The 20233-nt window shown below is 71.1% G+C and carries 21 protein-coding genes; 17 read left to right on the top strand and 4 right to left on the bottom strand.

What is annotated here, in order from left to right; genetic code table 11:
• The first annotated feature begins 30 nt into the window (after nucleotides 1–30).
• The 4 genes from ACWDEW_RS35315 (at nucleotide 31) to ACWDEW_RS35300 (ending at nucleotide 2754) form a co-directional block, all read left to right on the top strand.
• Nucleotides 31–1077 (top strand): sugar-binding transcriptional regulator, encoded by a 1047-nt coding sequence (locus ACWDEW_RS35315; RefSeq protein WP_262062317.1) that lies wholly within the window; start codon nucleotides 31–33, stop codon nucleotides 1075–1077.
• Nucleotides 1078–1162: 85 nt separating this feature from the next.
• Nucleotides 1163–1546: a ribonuclease domain-containing protein gene (locus tag ACWDEW_RS35310; protein ID WP_450518408.1), complete on the top strand. Its 384-nt coding sequence runs from the start codon at nucleotides 1163–1165 to the stop codon at nucleotides 1544–1546.
• Nucleotides 1543–1860, top strand: coding sequence for a barstar family protein (locus ACWDEW_RS35305; RefSeq protein ID WP_450518406.1), 318 nt, complete (start codon nucleotides 1543–1545; stop codon nucleotides 1858–1860). Before ACWDEW_RS35310 ends, ACWDEW_RS35305 begins: the two co-directional genes overlap by 4 nt.
• Nucleotides 1861–2139: 279 nt before the next feature.
• Nucleotides 2140–2754 (top strand): hypothetical protein, encoded by a 615-nt coding sequence (locus ACWDEW_RS35300; protein ID WP_450518404.1) that lies wholly within the window; start codon nucleotides 2140–2142, stop codon nucleotides 2752–2754.
• 9 nt (nucleotides 2755–2763) lie between these two features.
• Here the strand turns inward: ACWDEW_RS35300 and ACWDEW_RS35295 are convergent, their stop codons facing one another.
• Complete coding sequence (locus ACWDEW_RS35295; RefSeq protein ID WP_450518402.1) at nucleotides 2764–4266, bottom strand: hypothetical protein; 1503 nt, start codon at nucleotides 4264–4266, stop codon at nucleotides 2764–2766.
• Nucleotides 4267–4468: 202 nt separating this feature from the next.
• Here ACWDEW_RS35295 and ACWDEW_RS35290 point away from each other — a divergent pair, with 202 nt between their 5' ends.
• From ACWDEW_RS35290 to ACWDEW_RS35270, 5 genes are all read left to right on the top strand, one after another.
• A complete protein-coding gene (locus ACWDEW_RS35290) occupies nucleotides 4469–5911 on the top strand; it encodes a GuaB1 family IMP dehydrogenase-related protein (RefSeq protein WP_450518400.1) in 1443 nt (480 codons plus the stop codon).
• Nucleotides 5912–5999: 88 nt separating this feature from the next.
• Entirely contained in the window at nucleotides 6000–6524 is a 525-nt protein-coding gene (locus tag ACWDEW_RS35285; RefSeq protein WP_450518398.1) for a GNAT family N-acetyltransferase, read from the top strand.
• Between the two features lie 15 nt (nucleotides 6525–6539).
• Entirely contained in the window at nucleotides 6540–6935 is a 396-nt protein-coding gene (locus ACWDEW_RS35280) for a hypothetical protein (RefSeq protein WP_450518396.1), read from the top strand.
• A 96-nt stretch (nucleotides 6936–7031) separates the two neighbouring features.
• Nucleotides 7032–7484, top strand: a complete 453-nt coding sequence (locus tag ACWDEW_RS35275; protein ID WP_262062324.1) for an Lrp/AsnC family transcriptional regulator — start codon at nucleotides 7032–7034, stop codon at nucleotides 7482–7484.
• Between the two features lie 56 nt (nucleotides 7485–7540).
• Nucleotides 7541–7969 (top strand): VOC family protein, encoded by a 429-nt coding sequence (locus tag ACWDEW_RS35270; protein WP_450518394.1) that lies wholly within the window; start codon nucleotides 7541–7543, stop codon nucleotides 7967–7969.
• A 25-nt stretch (nucleotides 7970–7994) separates the two neighbouring features.
• On the opposite strand, the gene ACWDEW_RS35265 is transcribed toward ACWDEW_RS35270, so the two are convergent.
• Nucleotides 7995–8735, bottom strand: coding sequence for a GntR family transcriptional regulator (locus ACWDEW_RS35265; protein WP_450518392.1), 741 nt, complete (start codon nucleotides 8733–8735; stop codon nucleotides 7995–7997).
• A 212-nt stretch (nucleotides 8736–8947) separates the two neighbouring features.
• On the opposite strand from ACWDEW_RS35265, the gene ACWDEW_RS35260 reads away from it, so the two are divergent.
• The 5 genes from ACWDEW_RS35260 to ACWDEW_RS35240 are packed head-to-tail and all read left to right on the top strand — an operon-like array spanning nucleotide 8948 to nucleotide 14421.
• Nucleotides 8948–10105: an ABC transporter substrate-binding protein gene (locus ACWDEW_RS35260; protein ID WP_450518390.1), complete on the top strand. Its 1158-nt coding sequence runs from the start codon at nucleotides 8948–8950 to the stop codon at nucleotides 10103–10105.
• A complete protein-coding gene (locus tag ACWDEW_RS35255; RefSeq protein WP_450518388.1) occupies nucleotides 10102–11001 on the top strand; it encodes an ABC transporter permease in 900 nt (299 codons plus the stop codon). The genes ACWDEW_RS35260 and ACWDEW_RS35255 overlap by 4 nt, the downstream gene beginning before the upstream one ends.
• Complete coding sequence (locus ACWDEW_RS35250; RefSeq protein WP_450518386.1) at nucleotides 10986–11804, top strand: ABC transporter permease; 819 nt, start codon at nucleotides 10986–10988, stop codon at nucleotides 11802–11804. Before ACWDEW_RS35255 ends, ACWDEW_RS35250 begins: the two co-directional genes overlap by 16 nt.
• Nucleotides 11805–11807: 3 nt before the next feature.
• A complete protein-coding gene (locus ACWDEW_RS35245) occupies nucleotides 11808–12890 on the top strand; it encodes an ABC transporter ATP-binding protein (protein ID WP_450518384.1) in 1083 nt (360 codons plus the stop codon).
• 55 nt (nucleotides 12891–12945) lie between these two features.
• Nucleotides 12946–14421, top strand: coding sequence for an HAD-IA family hydrolase (locus ACWDEW_RS35240; RefSeq protein WP_450518382.1), 1476 nt, complete (start codon nucleotides 12946–12948; stop codon nucleotides 14419–14421).
• 15 nt (nucleotides 14422–14436) lie between these two features.
• Here the strand turns inward: ACWDEW_RS35240 and ACWDEW_RS35235 are convergent, their stop codons facing one another.
• On the bottom strand, nucleotides 14437–15333 hold the full coding sequence (locus tag ACWDEW_RS35235) for a DUF1963 domain-containing protein (protein WP_450518381.1): 897 nt from the start codon (nucleotides 15331–15333) through the stop codon (nucleotides 14437–14439).
• 223 nt (nucleotides 15334–15556) lie between these two features.
• Between ACWDEW_RS35235 and ACWDEW_RS35230 the strand changes: the two genes are divergently transcribed.
• Both ACWDEW_RS35230 and ACWDEW_RS35225 read left to right on the top strand, forming a co-directional pair.
• Nucleotides 15557–16345 (top strand): carbon-nitrogen hydrolase family protein, encoded by a 789-nt coding sequence (locus tag ACWDEW_RS35230; protein ID WP_450518379.1) that lies wholly within the window; start codon nucleotides 15557–15559, stop codon nucleotides 16343–16345.
• A 71-nt stretch (nucleotides 16346–16416) separates the two neighbouring features.
• On the top strand, nucleotides 16417–18132 hold the full coding sequence (locus ACWDEW_RS35225) for a flavin monoamine oxidase family protein (protein WP_450518377.1): 1716 nt from the start codon (nucleotides 16417–16419) through the stop codon (nucleotides 18130–18132).
• 25 nt (nucleotides 18133–18157) lie between these two features.
• Here the strand turns inward: ACWDEW_RS35225 and ACWDEW_RS35220 are convergent, their stop codons facing one another.
• Nucleotides 18158–18844, bottom strand: coding sequence for a DUF5995 family protein (locus ACWDEW_RS35220; protein ID WP_450518375.1), 687 nt, complete (start codon nucleotides 18842–18844; stop codon nucleotides 18158–18160).
• Nucleotides 18845–18994: 150 nt separating this feature from the next.
• On the opposite strand from ACWDEW_RS35220, the gene ACWDEW_RS35215 reads away from it, so the two are divergent.
• Entirely contained in the window at nucleotides 18995–20110 is a 1116-nt protein-coding gene (locus tag ACWDEW_RS35215) for a glycoside hydrolase family 6 protein (RefSeq protein WP_450518548.1), read from the top strand.
• The last annotated feature ends 123 nt before the right edge of the window (nucleotides 20111–20233 follow it).

Below are 20233 nucleotides of genomic sequence, written 5' to 3'. Positions count from 1 at the left end.
ATCTGCAAGGATGAACGGCGAATCCAGAGTGTGAACAGCAGTGAGGAGATCGCCGTGTCGGGTATGTCGGCGGGCCGGTCAGCCATGCGGATGGGACCCGCAGAGCTGGTGCAGGCGGCGGCCATGGCCCGCCGCTTCTACCTTGAGGGCAAGTCCAAGATCCAGATCGCGGAGGAGTTCGGCGTCAGCCGCTTCAAGGTGGCCCGGGTCCTGGAGACCGCCCTCGAACGGGATCTCGTACGCATCGAGATCCGAGTACCGGCCGAGCTGGACGCGGAGCGCTCGGACGCGCTGCGCGCCCGGTACGGCCTGAGGCACGCCGTCGTGGTCGAGTCCCCGGCCGAGGTCAGCGAGGAGTCGCCCGACCCCGAGAACCTCGGTGAGGTCGCGGCCGACCTGCTCGGCGAGCTGGTCAACGAGGGCGATGTGCTCGGCCTCGCCTGGGGCCGGTCCACCATCCACATGGCGGCGGCCCTCGACCGGCTGCCGCCCTGCACGGTGGTCCAGCTGACGGGCGTGTACGACGCCGGGACCGCCGAGCGCGGCTCGGTCGAGGCGGTACGGCGGGCCGCGCAGGTGTCGGGCGGCGACGCCCACCCCATCTACGCGCCGATGCTGCTGCCGGACGCGGCCACCGCGGAGGCGCTGCGCCACCAGACGGGGATCGCCCGGGCCTTCGAGTACTTCGACAAGGTCACGGTCGCGTGTGTCTCCATCGGCTCCTGGGAGCCGGGCATCTCGACGGTGTACGACATGCTCAGCGACGAGGAGCGGGCCCACTACTCGTCCCTCGGTGTCGCCGCCGAGACTTCCGCGCACCTCTTCGACGCCGAGGGCCGCCGGGTCGGCCGGGACCTGGGCGAGCGGTGCATCACCGTCAAGGCGGACCAGTTGCGCCGTATCCCCGAGGTCGTCGCGATCGCGGGCGGGCAGCGGAAGGCGGCGGCGATCGACGCGGTGCTGCGGTCCGGTCTGGTCACCAGCCTGGTGACGGACACCGCTGCCGCGGACTATCTGATGACGGCCGGCACGCCACCCAAGTCGGCGCTCGGCCGGACGGACCCCGACGGGATCTGAGGGGATCCGAGGGTTCCGGCAGCGGGTCGTACGGGACGGCCCTGACAACGACTCCTACGGGGACGGCCGTGGCAGCATCGGGCGCATGCTGCTGCGGTTCGTCTCCCGAGTGCCTCTCGTCTTCCGGGTTCTTCTCCTCTGTCTGGCCGTACTGCTGCCGGTCGGCTGTTCGTCCACGACCACGAGTGGCGGCACGGGGACCGTCAAGGTGTCCCAACTCCCCGCCGAGGCACGGGAGACCATCACCCTTATCGACCGGGGCGGCCCCTTCCCGTACGCCAAGGACGGGGTCGTCTTCGGGAACTACGAGAAGCTGCTGCCGGAGCAGAAGCGCGGTTACTACCACGAGTACACCGTCCGGACGCCGGGCTCGCGCGATCGCGGGGCCCGGCGCATTGTCACCGGGCAGGGCGGCGAGATCTACTACACCGATGATCACTACAAGTCGTTCAGGACGGTACTGAGATGACGCAGCTCGCGGTCACCCTCGACCTCGAAGGGGTCACGGACAAGGCCGGCCTGATGGACGGTGTCGCTCGCGCCCTCCGGCTCCCCGACTGGTTCGGCCGCAACTGGGACGCCCTGGCCGACAGCCTCGGCGACCACACCGTGTGGCCCGAAGAGGCCGTGGAGCAGGGCCTGTTGGTCGTCGTACGGAACTGGCGGGCGTACGCGAAGGCACGGCCGGGGGAGTGGGAGACGGCGGTCGACGTCTTCGGTGACGCGGTCGACCGGACGCCGGACCTGTCCGTGGTGCTCGCCCTCGGCGGAGCCGGACGCTAGGGCCTGTCCGGCGGATCATGCCGCAGACGCGGGGCCTGGCACGCCCTCTCCCACTGCCTTTAAGGCGTGGGGGACCCCCAGCGGCGTTGTCGTCGGTCGCCGACGTCCCCCAGCCTTCGGCCGAGGTGCCCCCACCGCGTCGCCTCCCTCCTCCGCCTTGCAGTTGGACGCACCAGGCCCCACTCACCGGCGCTGAGCAAGCACTGTCAGTTTCCTGCGACCTGATCCGCCGGACAGGCCCTGGGCCCATTGTCCGAGGCGGCTGGCAGAGTGGTCGGTATGGAGCAACAGGAGCAGCGCACGTCGGTGCGTCTCGTGGTCGTGGATCCGGATCTCGACGCGCAGTGCGACCGGGTGGAGGAGCATTTGCTGGCGCCGCTGGCCGAGTCCGCGCGGGCAGCCGGTGGGCACGCGCTTTTCGCGGACGGGCTCGTGGTCTTCCGGCGGGTGCGGGAGACACTCGCCGAGGCGGTGGCGCGCGGCCCCAAGGTGTGGACGCCGAACGGGCGTTGGGAGCACGAGGGCCTGCGCATCGTCGAACTGCCCACCGACGACACGGACTTGCTCTACGCGCTGCTGCGCGAGCTGTCCGGGCTCCTGGTGGCGCCGCCGGACCTGCCCGACCCCTCGGGCGTCGTGGCCGCGGTCCGCGGCACCGTCCTGACGCCCGACAAGACCGCCGTGGGCCTGGTCGGCGCGCTGGCGCGGGTGCTGTCCCTGGTGGACCTCACGCCCGACGCCGACACGGCCACCCTCTTCGCGGCGATCGACGCGGCCGACGGCGACGAGGACGTGAGACTCACCTACGGGCAGGACGAGGCGTGGCAGCGGCTCGCCCACCGGCTCACCATGCTGCTCACCGAGTCGGCGCCGCTGCACCGGTTCCTGTACTGATCGCTTGTCCTAGAGGGAACGCCCGCGGCGGCGGAGGACGCGGCGGACGGCGAGGAACGTGCCGCCCAGCAGAGCGGCCCCTGCTGCCGCGCAGGCGACGAGTGCGGTGCGGTCCGCGCCGGTGTCGGCCGGTGCGCCGAAGGCGAAGGTGACGCTGTCGTTCGAGCCGTGCGGGTCGTGGAGGGGGATGCCGGCCGGGCCGGGGCGTACGGTCGCCGTGCCCTTGGCGCCGTCGTAGTTTTTGTCCGTCTTCACGGACAGTCCGAACTCCTGGCTCCCGCCGACGGCGATGCCGTACGGCACGGTGCACACGTAGCGACGGTGGCCCGCCTCGAAAGGTGCCGTCCCGGTGTCGCCGTCCCAGAGGAGACAGGGGCCGTGGACGCTGTCCTCCGACTCGGCGTGCCGGTAGTCGGTCGCGACGGTGTGCTCGGGCAGGACGACGTCGACCACGGCGACGGACTCGTCGTCGGTCCCGTACACGGAGGCCGGGCCGTGGTCCACGGCGTGGAGGTCCAGCGTCCATTCGTGCGCCCGCGGGCCGGGCTTCGCACGGGCCGCGACCGCCAGATCCGCGGAGTTGTCGGCGGAGACACCGACCCGGCCCTGGGTGCCGCGCTCGAAACCGGCGCCGGCCCCGGAGGCGGGCACCAGCGTGAGCGCCGGACCGGTGCCCGGCTCGGTGCCCATGACGGGTTGGTCGCCGGGCTTCAGGAACTCGGCCCAGTAGTCGGTCACGCTGATCATGACCTGCTCCCCGACCGTGGCGGTCAGCGGGCTGCTCAGCTCGACGGTGGCCCCCGCGGCCACGGGGGCCGTGAACACGCAGGTGACGGATGTCCCGCCGTCGGGTGCGACCAGGTCGGAGCCGACGCTGTAGCCGCAGTTGGAGAACCTCCGGTCGAAGTCCAGACCGCCCTTCGACTCCCAGCGCAGCACGATGTGCCGGTCGGTGGCCAGGTCGCCGGTGTTGCGCAGCCGGAGCGGCAGGCCGATCCGGGACCCGGTTCTGACGTGCGCCATGGCGGGGACCTTGCCGACGACCAGCTTCGGGACGCCGACGACCACCTTCGTCCGCGCGGTGGCGCCGGGGTCGTGGCCGTCGGAGACGCTGTACTTGATCGTGCCGGTGGCGCCGAGGGCGGCGCCCGTGTCCGCCTGCACGGTGAAGTCGAGGTTCATCGGCTGGGAAAGGTCCTTGTTGACGCACGTGAAGACCTGCCCGTTGGCCGTGCACCTCGGGTCGGCGACCGCGATCGTCGCGATGCCCGCCAGCCCCCGGCCATCGATGACGAACGTCTGGCGCGGGGGCACGGGAGCGTCCCCCGTGCTGTTGGAGAACGCCCAGACCACACGCACCGACTGCGCCGCCGACCCGACGTCGATCCGCTCGTCCGCCTCGATCGACGCGAAGATCTCGGTCGGCCGCGGAGACGGATCGGCGGCCACGGCCGCCGGTCCGGCTGCCAGGACGAGGGCCAGGGCGGCGAGGACCGTGCGGTGGAGAGCCATGCATGTTCGATGCGCGAACCGTCCCGAAGGTTGCCCGCACATGAATCACCCGCTCCTTGGACATTCCTCCAGAGACCCCGTGACCTGCCTGGATGATGATCCGAGGCATGGCATTCCGCCCGACATGGGACAATGAAGTACGTGCTCTTCCCCCTGGCTGACCTGTCCGGGGGTCACCTCGATCGACTGGGATGTGCAGCACGTGCGTTTCCTCAACGACATCCAGCCCCCGTACGACCTGACGTACGACGACGTCTTCATGGTGCCGAGCCGCAGCGCGGTCGGCTCCCGTCAGGGCGTGGACCTCAGCTCCCCGGACGGCACGGGCACCACGATCCCGCTGGTCGTCGCCAACATGACCGCCATCGCGGGCCGGCGCATGGCCGAGACCGTGGCCCGGCGCGGCGGGCTCGTCGTCATCCCGCAGGACATCCCGATCGAGGTCGTCACCGAGGTCGTGTCCTGGGTGAAGAGCCGCCACCTCGTCCTGGACACCCCGATCCGGCTGGCCCCGCACCAGACCGTCGCCGACGCCCTGGCCCTGCTCCCCAAGCGCGCGCACAACGCCGGTGTCGTCGTGGACGAGGCCCAGCGCCCGGTCGGTGTCGTCACCGACGCCGACCTGAACGGCGTGGACCGCTTCACGCAGCTCGCCGAGGTCATGTCCCGGGACCTGCTGCTGCTCGACGCGGACATCGACCCGCGCGAGGCCTTCAACAGACTGGACGGCGCCAACCGCCGCTACGCCCCCGCCGTCGACAAGGACGGCAGGCTCGCCGGCATCCTCACCCGCAAGGGCGCGCTGCGCGCCACGCTGTACTCGCCCGCCGTCGACGCGGAGGGCAGGCTGCGGATCGCCGCCGCCGTCGGCATCAACGGCGACTTCGTGCAGAAGGCCAAGCAGCTGCTGGACGCGGGCGTGGACACCCTCGTCATCGACACGGCGCACGGACACCAGGAGTCGATGATCAGCGCGATCCGGCAGGTGCGGGCCCTGGATCCGCAGGTGCCCATCGTGGCCGGCAACATCGTCGCCGCCGAGGGTGTCAAGGACCTGATCGAGGCGGGCGCCGACATCATCAAGGTCGGTGTGGGCCCCGGCGCGATGTGCACCACGCGCATGATGACCGGCGTCGGCAGGCCGCAGTTCTCGGCGGTCAAGGAGTGCGCCGCCGAGGCGAAGAAGTACGGCAAGCACGTGTGGGCCGACGGCGGTGTCCGCCACCCGCGCGATGTCGCCATGGCGCTCGCGGCCGGTGCGTCGAACGTGATGATCGGCTCGTGGTTCGCGGGCACGTACGAGTCCCCCGGCGACCTTCAGCAGGACGCCAACGGGCGCCTCTACAAGGAGTCGTTCGGCATGGCGTCCGCCCGCGCGGTCCGCAACCGCACCTCCGACGAGTCGGCTTACGACCGCGCCCGCAAGGCGCTGTTCGAGGAGGGCATCTCCACCTCCCGCATGTTCCTCGACCCGGCCCGCCCGGGCGTCGAGGACCTGATCGACTCGATCATCGCGGGCGTCCGCTCGTCCTGCACCTACGCCGGGGCCGCCTCCCTGGAGGAGTTCGCCGAGCGGGCCGTCGTCGGCATCCAGAGCGCGGCCGGCTACGCGGAGGGCAAGCCCCTGCACGCCAGCTGGAGCTGATCCAACTCCCTTTCCTACGGTCCCTGTTGTCCCGGCGCCCGGGAAAACCGGGGGCCGTGGGCGTACGGCGGCGGCTACCGTCGGACGTATGGAGATCGCCGTGTGCGGGGCGGCCGACGTGGCGCCGCTCGACGAGTTCATCGGCTCGCCGGGGGGCGCCTCGTCCCATGCCCGGCGGTTCGCACGGCAGCAGGCGGGCGGGGGCACCTATCTCGTCGCCTGGATCGACGGCCGGCCCGTCGGGCACGCGGAGGTGATCTGGGACGGCTGCGCGGCGCCCGAGGTGCGGGCGGCGCTGCCCGGCTGCCCGGAACTCAACGGTCTCGCCGTATGGCCCCCGCGACTGCGCTCGCGCGGCATCGGCGGCGCGCTGATCCGGCGCGCCGAGGAACTGGCCCGGCAGCGCGGCGGCACGGTCCTCGGTCTCGGGGTCGCGGCCGACAACCCCCGGGCCGCCGCCCTCTACGCGCGGCTCGGCTACCGGCCGCTGACGGACTACGTGGACCGCTGGTCCTACCTGGACCGCGAGGGGAACGTCCACGAGTGCGCGGACCCCTGCACCTTCCTCACCAAGAAGCTGCCGTCAGGCCCTCTTGACGTCAAGTGGCCTTGACGCAACGCTGAACCCATGACCACACCCCAGGGCATCGAACCCGAGCACACCCTGCTCACCGCCGTCGCCCGTCTCGACCATCTCCGCACCCGCGAGTCCCTCGCCGGCTTCGGCAGCGACGCCGAGGCGCTCGACAAGGCCGAGACGCTGGAACTGCTCGCCCTGAGCGAGGTCGTCGCCCGCAAGGCCGCCTACGGCCGTCAGCTCACCGTCCGCGCGGCCCGCGAGGCCGGTGCCTCCTGGACGCAGATCGGGGCCGCGCTCGGCATGAGCAAGCAGGCCGCCTGGGAGGCCCACACCCGCTGGATCGAGGCGCAGGCCGAGGTGCACGGACAGCCCGGACGGATCGGGTTCGACGAGGAGGACCTGGCGAAGGCGCGAGCCCTCGCGGGGGATCCGGACGAGGGCTGACCGAGGCGCTCGGCATCGCTGTCGGGCCCGTGTTCTACTTCGTATACGGCCATCGCCGCTCCCACCCGGCCAGCGCAGAGAAGTGAACCGCCCGCAGTGCTCAACGAACTCGACGAACGCATCGTGCACGCCCTCGCCGAGGACGCCCGCCGCTCCTTCGCGGACATCGGGCACCTGGTCGGCCTCTCCGCGCCCGCCGTGAAGCGGCGCGTGGACCGGCTACGGGCCACCGGCGCCATCACCGGTTTCACCGTACGGGTGGACCCGGCGGCGCTCGGCTGGCAGACCGAGGGGTTCGTCGAGATCTACTGCCGGCACAACACCTCCCCGGACACCATCCGCCGGGGCCTGGAGCGCTACCAGGAGGTGGTCGCCGCGTCCACCGTCACCGGCGACGCCGACGCCGTCGTCCAGGTCTTCGCCGCCGACATGCGCCACTTCGAGCGGGTGCTGGAGCGGATCGCGGGGGAGCCGTTCGTGGAACGGACGAAGTCCGTGCTGGTGCTGTCCCCGCTGCTGCGCCGCTTCTCGTCCGGCTCGCCCACGTAGGGCGCCGAGCGGGCGGGCAAGGGCGATTGTCAGTGCCGGGTCGTACGGTCGGGGGCATGGCAGCACGAATCGATCTCACCCTCGACTGCGACGACGCCCGGCTCCTCGCCGCGTTCTGGAAGACGGCCCTCGGCTACGTCGACGAGCCACTGCCCGCTCCCTTCGCCACGCGCGCCGAGTGGATCGCCCACTACGACCCGGAGGACGACGGGGGCGAGGACGACGGCGCCTGGCTGTGCGACCCCGATGGCGTCGGCCCGCGTCTGTGCATCCTCAAGGTCCCCGAGCCCAAGACCGCGAAGAACCGACTGCATCTGGACATCCGGGTGCCGGTGCGGGGCGGCGGGGAGGAGAGATGGGCGGCGATCAGAGCCGAGGCCGAGCGGCTGGTGGGGGTTGGCGGCCGGGTGCTCACGGAGTTCGACGGACACCATGTGGTGATGGCCGACCCGGAGGGCAACGAGTTCTGCGTGGCGGCCGGTTGAGCCCCCGAATCCGAACCCCTCGGGCTCACTCCGCCGTCTTGCGGGCCAGTGCGTTGTTCCCTATCGAGTTGTGCACGCTGAAGCTCACCGCGTCCGAGCGGTAGCGGTCGTCGGACCACTCGACAGGCCGTCCCTCGCGCGTGGTTGTGACCCGGCGGACCCGCAGCAGCGGGCTGGTCCGGCGGATGCCCAGCAGCTCCGCGTCCTGCGCGCCCGCCGCCACCGCGTCGATCACGTGCTCGCCGTAGGCGAAGACCAACCCCGTGTCGTCGTACAGGCGTTGGGTGACCGACGGGCAGTCGGGTTCGATGGCCTCGACGGCCGGGGAGATCCAGTCGGCGTATACGGTCCGCTCCAGCAGGACCGGCTCGCCGTCCAGGCCGCGCACCCGCAGGACGTGCAACACCGGTGTCTTCTCCGGGAGTTGGAGGCGTACGGCGTCCTCGGCGGTGGCCGGGCGGTACTCCTGCTCGACCACGTGTCCGGTCGCCTCGCGCTCCATGGCGCGGGCCCACTCGGCGAAGCTGCGCAGTTCCGCGAAGCTCTGGCTGCGGCGGCTGGCCAGCACCACCCGGCGGGCGCCCTGGCGGGAGCCGATCAGGCCTTCGGCGGTGAGGGCCGCGACGGCCTGGCGGACCGTGCCGCGCGAGACGCCGTACTGCGCCGCGAGCTCCGTCTCCGCGGGCAGCCGGCTGCCGACTGTGTACTCCTCGCGGTCGATGGCTCTGCGCAGCTCGTCGGCGATCTCCTCGTGTCGCGCCGTCATGCTTCCCCTCCGAATCGACCACTGTGCACAGCGTGAGCAGCGTAGTCGAGTTACCTCGGTGATCCGTGTCAGCCAGGAGTGTGCAGAGAAGAAGGGGTCACGGTTTCGCCAATGTTTACGAACAAGACACCATTGCCGGGCGTACTGAGGCCAACTTGTTCAGACAAGTTCTCCGCTCTGCTCTGACCCTCGTGCGCACCCCTGGAGAGACCGTGACCGTGTCCCCGCCGAGAAACGCCGTCCTGGGTGGTTCCCTCGCCGTCGTCGCCGCGCTCGCCCTGAGCGCCTGCGGCGCCGCTCCCACCAACTCGTCGACCACCGCCGACGGCAAGAACGCCGCCACCGCCACCTCCGCCGCCGACTTCGGTGGCATGGCCGCCCTGGTGAAGGCCGCCAAGAAGGAGGGCACGCTGCACATCATCGCGGTGCCCCGTGACTGGGCGAACTACGGCGCCATCATCGACGGCTTCACCAAGAAGTACGGCATCAAGATCACGGACGAGAACCCGGACGGCTCCAGCCAGGACGAGATCAACGCCGTGACCTCCCGCAAGGGCCAGAACCGTGCGCCCGACGTCCTCGACCTCGGCTCCTCCTTCGCGCTCAGCGCCGCCCAGCAGGGCCTGCTCGCGCCGTACAAGGTCGCCGCCTTCGACCAGATCCCCGAGGGGCAGAAGGACCCGAAGGGGCAGTGGTTCAACGACTACGGCGGCTACATCTCCATCGGCTGCGACGCCAAGCGCGTCAAGACCTGTCCGACCACCTTCGCGGACCTGCTCAAGCCGCAGTACAAGGGTCAGGTCGCCCTCAACGGCAACCCCACCAAGTCGGGTTCGGCCTTCGGCGGCGTCTACGCGGCGGCGCTCGCCAACAAGGGCTCCTTCGACGACATCCAGCCCGGCCTGGACTTCTTCGCCAAGCTGAAGAAGAACGGCAACTACACGCCCGTCGAGTCCACCCCGGCCACCGTCGAGAAGGGCGAGACGCCCATCTCCATCGACTGGGACTACCTCAACGCGGGTTACGCCGACGAGTTCAAGTCCAAGGGCGTCGACTGGAAGGTCTCCATCCCGACCGACGGCCAGTACGCGCAGTACTACTCGCAGGCCATCAACAAGGACGCCCCGCACCCGGCGGCGGCGCGCCTGTGGCAGGAGTACCTCTACAGCGCCGAGGGCCAGAACCTGTGGCTCAAGGGGTACGCGCGCCCGGTGCTGATGAGCTCCATGGAGTCGGCCGGCACGCTCGACAAGACCGCCGCCGCCAAGCTCCCCAAGGTCTCCGGCACGCCGTCCTTCCCGACCGAGGCCCAGCAGGCCAAGGCCAAGACGGTCATCGCGTCCGGTTGGGCGAAGGCCGTCTCCGGATGACGGCCACGCTCACGCGGGCCGATGTGGTCGCCGCCGCTTCCTCGAAGCGGCGGCGCCGCGTCCCAGGCTGGATCGCCGTGGTCCCGCTGCTCGTGTTCGTCGCGGTCGCCTTCGGGGTGCCCGCCATCGCGATGCTGAACGGCGCCTTCACCGTCAAGAACCAGACGACGGGCGCCACTTCGTACAGCACCGCCAACCTCACCGACTCGCTCCAGGGCGCCTACTTCACCGCGCTGGTCGGCAGCGTCAAGCTGTCCGCCCTCTCGGGCGCCCTCGGCACCCTGCTCGGACTGCCGCTCGCGCAGGTCGTCGTCACCTCCCGCTTCCGCGCGCTGCGCGAGGCCGTCCTCACCGCCTCCGGCGTCCTCGCCAACTTCGGCGGTGTCCCCCTCGCCTTCGCCTTCGTCGCCACCCTCGGCAACGCCGGTGTGCTGACGACCCACTTGGGCCTCAAGGACAAGGGCTGGGACCTCTACAGCTTCTCCGGCCTGGTCCTCGTCTACCTGTACTTCCTCATCCCGCTGATGGTCCTCACCATCACCCCCGCCCTGGAGGGCCTGCGCACCCAGTGGCGCGAGGCCGCCGCGAACAACGGCGCCACCGGCGTGCAGTACTGGCGGCACGTGGCCCTGCCGGTGCTGCTGCCCTCGCTGCTCGGCGGGTTCGTCCTCCTCTTCGGCAGCGCCTTCGCCGCGTACGCCACCGCCGCGGCCATGGTGGGCAGTTCGATCCCGCTGGTCACCCTGCAGATCGCCGACGCCATCTCCGGCAACGTGCTGGTCGGCCAGGAGAACGTGGCCCTCGCCCTCAGCCTCGACATGGTCCTGGTCGCGGGCCTGGTCATGGCCGTGTACCTGCCCCTGCAACGACGGAGCGCGCGATGGCTGGACGCCTGAACATCTGGCGGTGGGTCGTCCTCGGCCTCGCCGCCCTGTACTTCCTGGTGCCGCTCGCCGCGTCCGTGATCTTCACGGTCGACGTGCCCGGCGAGGGCATCACCTTCGACGCCTACACCCAGATCGTCTCGGCCGACGGCTTCACCTCCAGCCTGCTGCTCTCGCTCGAACTGGCAGCCGCCACCATCGCCGTCGTCCTGCTCCTGATGGTGCCCGCCATGGTCGCGCTACGGCTCGGCGCGCCCCGGCTGCGCCCGGTCGTCGAGGTGATCTGCTCGCTCCCGCTGGTGGTGCCGCCGATCGCGTTCGTCGCCGGTATCGCCACCGTCCTCAAGTGGGGCCCCGACTACCTGTCCCGCACCCCGCTCTTCGAGACCTTCGTCGCCATCCAGAACCCGAGCTTCCCGTTCGTCCTCGTCCTCGCCTACGTCGTGATGGCGCTGCCGTTCGTGTACCGGGCGCTGGACTCCGGGCTGCGGGCCATCGACGTGAAGACCCTGGTCGAGGCCGCCCGCAGCTGCGGCGCGAACTGGCCGCAGGCTCTCGTGCGGACCGTACTGCCCAATCTGCGCGGCGCGTTGCTCAACGCCTCCTTCCTCACGCTGGCGCTGGTGCTCGGCGAGTTCACCGTGGCCCAGCTGCTCGGCTTCCAGCCGTTCGCCGTGTGGATCTACAGCGTCGGCGGGTCCAACGCCCAGCTCTCCGTCGCCGTCTCCGTGCTCAGCCTGGTCGTCACCTGGGCACTCCTCCTCACGCTCGCCGGTGTCGGCGGGCGCGACAAAACCGCTTCGTCCCGGGGATGAACCATGACCGCCACCACGCTTGAGAAGACCGCCACGGAGAACGCCGCCACGGTCGAATTCCGGGGCCTGCGCCGGGAGTTCGGCCCGACGGTCGCCCTCGACGGACTCGACCTGACCGTCCGGCCCGGCGAGTTCCTGGCCCTGCTCGGCCCCTCCGGCTGCGGCAAGACCACCGCGCTGCGCATGCTCGCCGGGTTCGAACACCCCACCTCCGGCGAGGTGTTGGTGGACGGCCAGGACGTCACCCACGTCCCCGCCCATCGCCGCGACGCCGGGATGGTCTTCCAGTCCTACAGCCTCTTCCCGCACCTCAACGCCCTCGACAACGTCGCCTTCGGGCTGCGCATGCGCAAGGTGAACAAGGCCGAACGGCGGCTCCGTGCCAACGAGTTGCTCCACCTTGTCGGGCTCGGCGACAAGGGTGAGCGCTTCCCGCACCAGCTCTCCGGCGGCCAGCAGCAGCGCATCGCCCTGGCCCGCGCGCTCGCCCTGCGTCCGCGCGTGCTGCTCCTGGACGAGCCGCTGTCGGCCCTCGACGCCAAGGTGCGGCTGTCCCTGCGGGAGGAGATCCGCCGCCTCCAGCAGGAACTCGGCATCACCACACTCTTCGTGACGCACGATCAGGAAGAGGCGCTGTCCATCGCCGACCGGGTCGCCGTGATGCACGCCGGAAAGCTCGAACAGTGCGCCGCGCCCGCCGAGTTGTACGGGCGGCCCGCCACCCCCTTCGTCGCCGAGTTCGTCGGCACGATGAGCCGGCTCCCGGGACGGCTCGCGGACGGAGTCGTCGAAGTGCTCGGCGGACAGCGGCTGCCCGTCGACGGCGAGGCGCCGGCCGGACCCGACGTGGACGTGCTGGTCCGGCCCGAGGCGATCCACGTGCACGCCGACGACGCCGGAGACGCCCGGGTCGTCGCCACCGCCTTCCACGGCGCGGTCGTCCGCGTCAGCGTTCTGCTCGCCGACGGTACCGAGGTCAAGGCCGACCTGCCCACACACGAGGCCACCACCCTGGGCGCCGGAGTCGCCGTCCGCGTGTCGTTGCCGGAACGGCCGGTACTCGTGGCGGAGCGCATCAACCCGTAAGGCCCTCCGAGGCCCGTAGTGCACCCGCAGTGCACCCGTAGTGAAAGAGAGAAACGTGACCCCCCACACCCAACTCCCGCTCCAGGCCGTCCTGTTCGACATGGACGGAACGCTCGTCGACACCGAGCGGCTGTGGTGGGAGGCGGTGGAGCAGGTCGCGGGCAGAACCCTCACCGACGCGGACCAGCCGGAGGTGCTCGGCCGCCCGGTCGAGCACACCGCCGACTGGCTCGCCACCACCACGGGCGCGTCGGCGGCGGACCTCGCGGCCGAACTGCACCAGGAGTTCGCCGCCCGTGTCCGCACCGGCATCGTGCCCCGCCCCGGCGCGCTCGACCTCCTCGACGCCCTCGCCCGCGACGGCGTCTCCACGGCCCTGGTCACCGCGTCCCCCCGCGCGGTCGCCGACACCGTCCTCGACGCCCTCGGCGCGAGCCGCTTCGCGGTCTCCGTCACCGCCGACGACACCGGGGCCACCAAGCCCGCCCCCGACCCCTACCTCGCCGCCTGCCGCGCCCTCGGCGTCGACCCGGCCGCCTGCGTGGCCGTCGAGGACACCCAGACCGGCGTCAGCTCCGCCGAGGCGGCCGGCTGCGCGGTCCTCGCCGTGCCGTCGCTGGCCCCGATCGACGCGGCCCCCGGCCGCACGGTCCGGGCGAGCCTCGTCGGGATCACCCCGGCGGACCTGCGCGCGATGGTGGCGTCCGGCACCGCACCTGAACTACGCGTGTTGACCTGGAACCTCTGGCTCGGCGGCAGCAAGGTCGACGACCACCGGACCAAGCAGCTGAAGGTCATCGCGGAGACCGGCGCGGACGTGGTCGGCCTCCAGGAGACCGGCGGCACCGCGGCCGGGGAACTGGCCGAGGCGCTCGGCTGGCACCACCACCGGGCCGGCGAGAACCTCGGGATCATCAGCCGCCACCCGATCACCGCCCGCTTCGGCGACCCCGACGTCGGCTTCTACGGAGCCGCCGGGGTCCGGATCGCCGTAGCGGAGGGCCGCGAGGTCGACCTGTGGACCTGCCACCTCGACTACACGCCCTACGGTCCCTACGAGTCAGCATTCGACGGACTCCCGGCCACCGACCTGATCGCCCACGAGGACGTACGGCTCGCCCAGATGCGGGACACCCTGGACCGGATCGCGGAGACGGCCGACGACGCCGTACCCGTCGTCCTGGTCGGCGACTTCAACGGCCCCTCGCACCTGGACTGGCCCGACGTGGAATGGCCGGTCACCAAGGCGGCGGCGGACGCGGGCCTGCGCGACAGCTACCGCGAGGCGAACCCCGACCCGGCCGCCGACCCCGGCCATACCTGGTCGCCGATCCACCCCCTGCACGAGGACGGCAGCGGGCGCCCCGAGCCGCAGGACCGCATCGACTACGTCCTGCACCGGGGCCTGACCGTCCTCGACTCCCGGACCTTCGTCACCGGCACCCCGAGCCCCTGGCCGGACGTCTCCGCCAACTGCTGGCCCTCGGACCACGCGGCCGTCCTCACCGTCTTCGCCCTGCCGCGCCGGTAGGGCCGGTAGGACCGGTCAGGGATTCCAGAAGAACGACACGTGCGCCCGGTCGAAGCGGCGCCCGGCCAGATCCTGGCGCGGGATCACCCAGTGCAGGGTGGAACCCTCTCGCTCGTCGAGACCGATGTCCCACTGGGCGAGCAGCGTCCACTCCTTGGGTGCGGGCAGTGGCGTGGCGTCGGCGGACCCGGGCGCGGCCTCGGTCCGGTGCTGTCGCGCCCGTTCCGCGTCCTCCGCGGCGTCCGCGACGGGATCCGTCTCCGGGCACTCGTGGGAGGCGTACCCCCCGATGTGCAGCGGGCCGTCGACGACGATGTCGCCGTACGTCTCCTCCCACACCTCGGCCAGCTCCCGGGCGCTGGGATGGCCGGGGAGTGGGACGGTCCCCTCGCCGGACTCGGGCGACGTGGCCAGGAAGTGGGAGGGCAGGGAGACATCGGGCTCCAGCCGCAGCTCCTCCTGGGGGAACTGCTCGTAGACGCCGAGCGCGTCGACGTCGTGGAACTCGGCCCCCTTCTCGCCGTGGACGCAGGGGTACTTCGGGGTCCGCTCCTCGACAGGGGTCCCCTCGGGGATGTACACGACCTCACCGGCGCTACCGCCGTAGGACGTCATCTCGGGGAAGCCGAAGAGCAACAGCCGGCCGTCGGCCGGGAGGGGAAGGCCCGTCACCTCCTCCGGCAGGGCCGCGCAGTCGAGGGTGGCGAGTAACGGGAACCAGGGGTCGGGGGCGTCGGCCGGCAGCAGCAGCGGCCCGCCGAACCTGCCGACGACCGGCCCGTCCCCACGGGTGACGAGGGTCGCGCAGGGACGAGCGGCGGCGATCCACCCCTCGACGCCCCGGGGCGGTATCCCGCGCCCCAGCGCCTCCGCACGGAACGGCGCGAGCCGGTTGACCAGTTCAGGATTCATGGGCGGAAACCTATGGCCTACGACCGACAACGGGTCGGCCGCACCGGAGCGACCTGCTCCCATCAGGCACGCAACGAATCGCCGCCCCACCGCACCCGCACGCAACAAAACACTCACCGGCGCGCAACGGCTCCTTCTTGTCCGGCCCAGCCCCCCGGCCGTACCGTCTAGGGGGCCCCAATAAGGGGACTCTTCAGTCTTTTCGTACCGGTGAGGACCACACATGCGCACCGCCCTCCTCCAGAGCTCCGGTCGCCCCGGCTCGCTCGTCGAGAACCTCAAGGTCCTCGACGAGGCCGCCGGCCGGGCCGCGGCCGGCGGTGCCGCGCTGCTCGCCGCGCCGGAGATGTTCCTCACCGGCTACGCGATCGGTGACGACATCGGGCGCCTCGCCGAACCCGCCGACGGCGACTCCGCCGACACGATCGCCGAGATCGCCGGCCGGCACGGGATCGCCATCACCTACGGCTACCCGGAGCGCGACGGCGACGCCGTCCACAACTCCGCCCAGCTGATCTCCGCCGACGGCGACCGCCTCGCGAACTACCGCAAGACCCACCTCTTCGGCGACTTCGAGCGCGCCCACTTCACCCCCGGCGAACAGCCCGTCGTCCAGGCCGAGTTGAACGGCCTGACCGTCGGTCTGATGATCTGCTACGACGTCGAGTTCCCGGAGCCCGTCCGCGCCCACGCCCTCGCCGGCACCGACCTGCTGCTCGTCCCGACGGCGAACATGGTCCCGTTCCAGCTGGTCGCCGAGTCCGTGGTCCCGGTGCGGGCCTGGGAGAACCAGATGTATGTGGCGTACATCAACCGCATCGGCCGGGAGGGGGAGTTCGACTTCTTCGGCCTCTCCACGCTCGCCGGTCCGGACGGAGTCGCCCGCAGCAGGGCCGGCCGCGGCGAGGAACTGCTCCTCGGCGACGTCGACCCCGCGCTCCTCGCCGAATCCCGCGCGGCCAACCCGTATCTGCAGGACCGCCGCCCCGGCCTCTACGGGTCCCTGGCCTGAATCCCCCCTGCTCTTCCCGCACTTGTACCTGCACCTGTACCTGTTCTTGTTCCGCTAGGAGTCCGTACCCCATGACGTCCACGGTGCCCAACGCCGTCCAGCACGCCGACGAGCGACAGCCGCCGATCACCATGTTCGGGCCGGACTTCCCCTACGCCTACGACGACTTCCTCGCCCACCCGGCGGGCCTCGGCCAGATACCCGCGACCGAGCACGGCACCGAAGTCGCCGTCATCGGGGGCGGGTTGTCCGGCATCGTGGCGGCGTACGAGCTGATGAAGATGGGTCTCAAGCCCGTCGTCTACGAGGCCGACCAGATCGGCGGCCGGCTGCGCACGGTCGGCTTCGAGGGCTCCGGCACCGAGGGACTGACCGCCGAGATGGGCGCGATGCGCTTCCCGCCCTCCTCCACGGCTCTCCAGCACTACATCGATCTGGTGGGACTTGAGACCCGCCCGTTCCCCAACCCCCTTGCCGAGGCGACCCCTTCGACCGTCGTCGACCTCAAGGGCGAGTCCCACTACGCGACGACGGTCGACGACCTCCCGCAGGTCTACCGCGACGTCATGCACGCCTGGAACGCCTGCCTCGAAGAGGGCGCCGACTTCTCCGACATGAACCGCGCCCTGCGCGAACGCGACGTCCCGCGCATCCGCGAGATCTGGTCGAGGCTCGTCGAGAAGCTCGACAACCAGACCTTCTACGGCTTCCTCTGCGAATCCGAGTCCTTCAAGTCCTTCCGGCACCGCGAGATCTTCGGCCAGGTCGGCTTCGGCACCGGCGGCTGGGACACCGACTTCCCCAACTCGATCCTGGAGATCCTGCGGGTCGTCTACACCGAGGCCGACGACCACCACTGCGGCATCGTCGGAGGGTCCCAGCAACTCCCGCTCCGCCTCTGGGACCGCGAACCGCAGAAGATCGTCCACTGGCCCTACGGAACCTCGCTGGCGTCCCTGCACGTGAACGGCGAACCCCGCCCCGCCGTGACCCGGCTGCACCGCACGGCCGGCAACCGGATCACCGTGACGGACGCGAACGGCGACATCCGCACCTACCGGGCGGCGATCTTCACCGCCCAGTCCTGGATGCTGCTCTCCAAGATCGCCTGCGACGACTCGCTCTTCCCGATCGACCACTGGACGGCGATCGAGCGCACCCACTACATGGAGAGCTCCAAGCTCTTCGTCCCGGTCGACCGGCCGTTCTGGCTCGACAAGGCCGTCGACGACAGGGGAAACCCGACCGGCCGGGACGTCATGTCGATGACCCTCACCGACCGTATGACGCGCGGCACTTACCTCCTCGACGACGGCCCGGACAAGCCCGCTGTCATCTGCCTCTCGTACACCTGGTGCGACGACAGCCTCAAGTGGCTGCCGCTGTCCGCCAACGAGCGGATGGAGGTCATGCTGAAGTCGCTCGGCGAGATCTATCCGAAGGTCGACATCAGGAAGCACGTCATCGGCAACCCGGTGACCGTCTCCTGGGAGAACGAGCCCTACTTCATGGGCGCGTTCAAGGCCAACCTGCCCGGCCACTACCGCTACCAGCGGCGCCTGTTCACCCACTTCATGCAGGACCGGCTGCCCGAGGACAAGCGGGGCGTCTTCCTCGCCGGCGACGACATCTCCTGGACGGCCGGCTGGGCCGAGGGCGCCGTCCAGACCGCGTTGAACGCCGTCTGGGGCGTCATGCACCAGTTCGGCGGCACGACCGACCCGACCAACCCCGGTCCGGGGGACGTCTACGACGACATCGCACCGGTCGAACTCCCGGAGGACTGAGGGGAGTTGGCGCCCGCCGACCCGGTCAGTCGGGCAACGGGGTGAGCATCATGCGGCCCGCGAGCCCCACCGCCGCGTCCAGCCGTTCGGTGAACTCCTCGGCGACATCGGGCAGTCCGCGCAGCGCCCACAGAGCCCGGGCCGCCGTCCAGGTGGCGTCCCGAGCGCGCTCCAGGCTCCACGAGCCGAGCAGATGGGTGAGTGGATCGGCGATCTGGAACAGGTCGGGACCCGGCATCAGCTCTTCGCGGATGCGCTCCTCCAGCGACACGAGGAGATCGCCCACACGGTCGAACTCGTCCTCCAGATCGGCCGGTTCGCAGTCGAGCGTACGACAGGCGTCCACCACGGCGAGCGCGAGGTCGTGGCCGATGTGCGCATTGATGCCCGAGAGGGCGAACTGCAGCGGACGTACGCCCGGATGCCGGCGCAGCTGGAACAGCGGTCGCCAACAGGCGGGCGTGCGCCGTCCGTCGGCGACCGCGTCGACAGCCGCCAGATAGCGTTCCGCGAACCGTACGTCCAGCGTGATCGCGGCCCGTGGGTCCGTGAACCGCCCGGCGTCGACGCTCCGGTCGACCGCCTCCGTGACGGCGAGGTAGACGCGGTTGAACACCGCGATCCCGTCCCGGACGGGCAACTCCTCGTCGAGCGCGCGCAGCCGGGAGACGACCTTGTCCACGGGTGTGGTGAAGTGTGCCAATTGCCCCATGGGGGCAGCGTCCCAGTCCTAGGCTGGCCGAGGTGCCGGCGGGCCCGACACTTCCCCAGAACGGGGGAACGGGCGTGCCGCACGGGAGGGGGCGGCAGCGTGTCGGGTTCACGTGGCCGGCGGCGCGGGCGGGGCGCCCGGCGGAGCGTGCTGGTCGTGGCCGCGTCGGCCGTGGTCGCGGTCGGCACGGTGACCGGGATGATCAGAGCGCTGGACGACGACAGCGGTGCGAACACGGCGCGGCCCGACGCGAGCGGGGCGACGCTGCTGGTGCCACTGCCCGGCACCCCGTCGGTGTCGAACTCTCCGTCCACCAGAGCGAGTTCGTCCGCCCGCCCGAAGAAGACCGGCACGACCGCCACGACCGGCACCGCGCGGAAGCCGCACCGGACCGCGACCGCCTCCCCACGCCTCTACCGCCACCCCGAGTCCCAGGTCCTCGACTGGGTCCGCGACCACCCCGACGACCCCCGCACCGAGGTCATCGAGTCCCGGATCGCCGACCAGCCCGCGGCCGTGTGGTTCGCCGACTTCACACCGTCGACCATCACCTCCCGCGTCCGCGCGGTCACTTCGGGCGCCGCCGCGCAGGGCAGGGTGCCGGTCGTCGTGCCGTACGCGATCCCGGACCGCGACTGCGGCGGAGCCTCCGAGGGCGGCGCGTCCGACTTCGCCGCCTACGACGACTGGATCGACAACTTCGCGGCGGGCCTGGGCTCCCGGGAGGTCGTCGTGATATTGGAACCCGACTCCATAGCCCAGGCCGACTGCCTCGACGACACCCAACGCGCCGAACGCTTCGAGGCGTTGGCCCGCGCGGGCCGCGTCATGAAGGCCGCCGACCCGCAGGCCCGCGTGTACTACGACGCCGGCCACTCCGACTGGAACCCGGCCGGGCAGCAGGCGGCCCTGCTCAAGCAGGCGGGCGCGGCCTCCGCCGAGTCCTCCGACGGGATCTTCAGCAACGTCTCGAATTTCCACACCACTTCGGCCGAGATCGCCTACGACCGCCAGGTCCTCGACGCCCTGGGCGGCCCCCCGGGTCTCGGCGCCGTCATCGACACCAGCCGCAACGGCAACGGCGCCCCGGCCGACGGTCAGTGGTGCGACCCGGCAGGCCGGAAGATCGGCCGGGCACCGACGCTGAACACCGGAGAGGCCCTGATCGACGGCTATCTGTGGGTGAAACTCCCGGGGGAGTCGGACGGCTGCAAGGGCGCGGCCGGCACGTTCACGGCGTCGTACGCCTACGACTTGGCCCGCTGATCCGCTGATCCGCTGATCCGCTGATCCGCTGATCCGCGGGTTCACTGATCCGCTCGTCCCCGGGAAAGGACCGCCTGGACGCAGTACGACCCGCTCGGCGTCGTCCTCGTGATCGCCCCCTGG

This window comes from Streptomyces sp. NPDC001100 (genome assembly GCF_053598575.1).
This window is presented reverse-complemented; position numbering and strand designations above follow the sequence as displayed.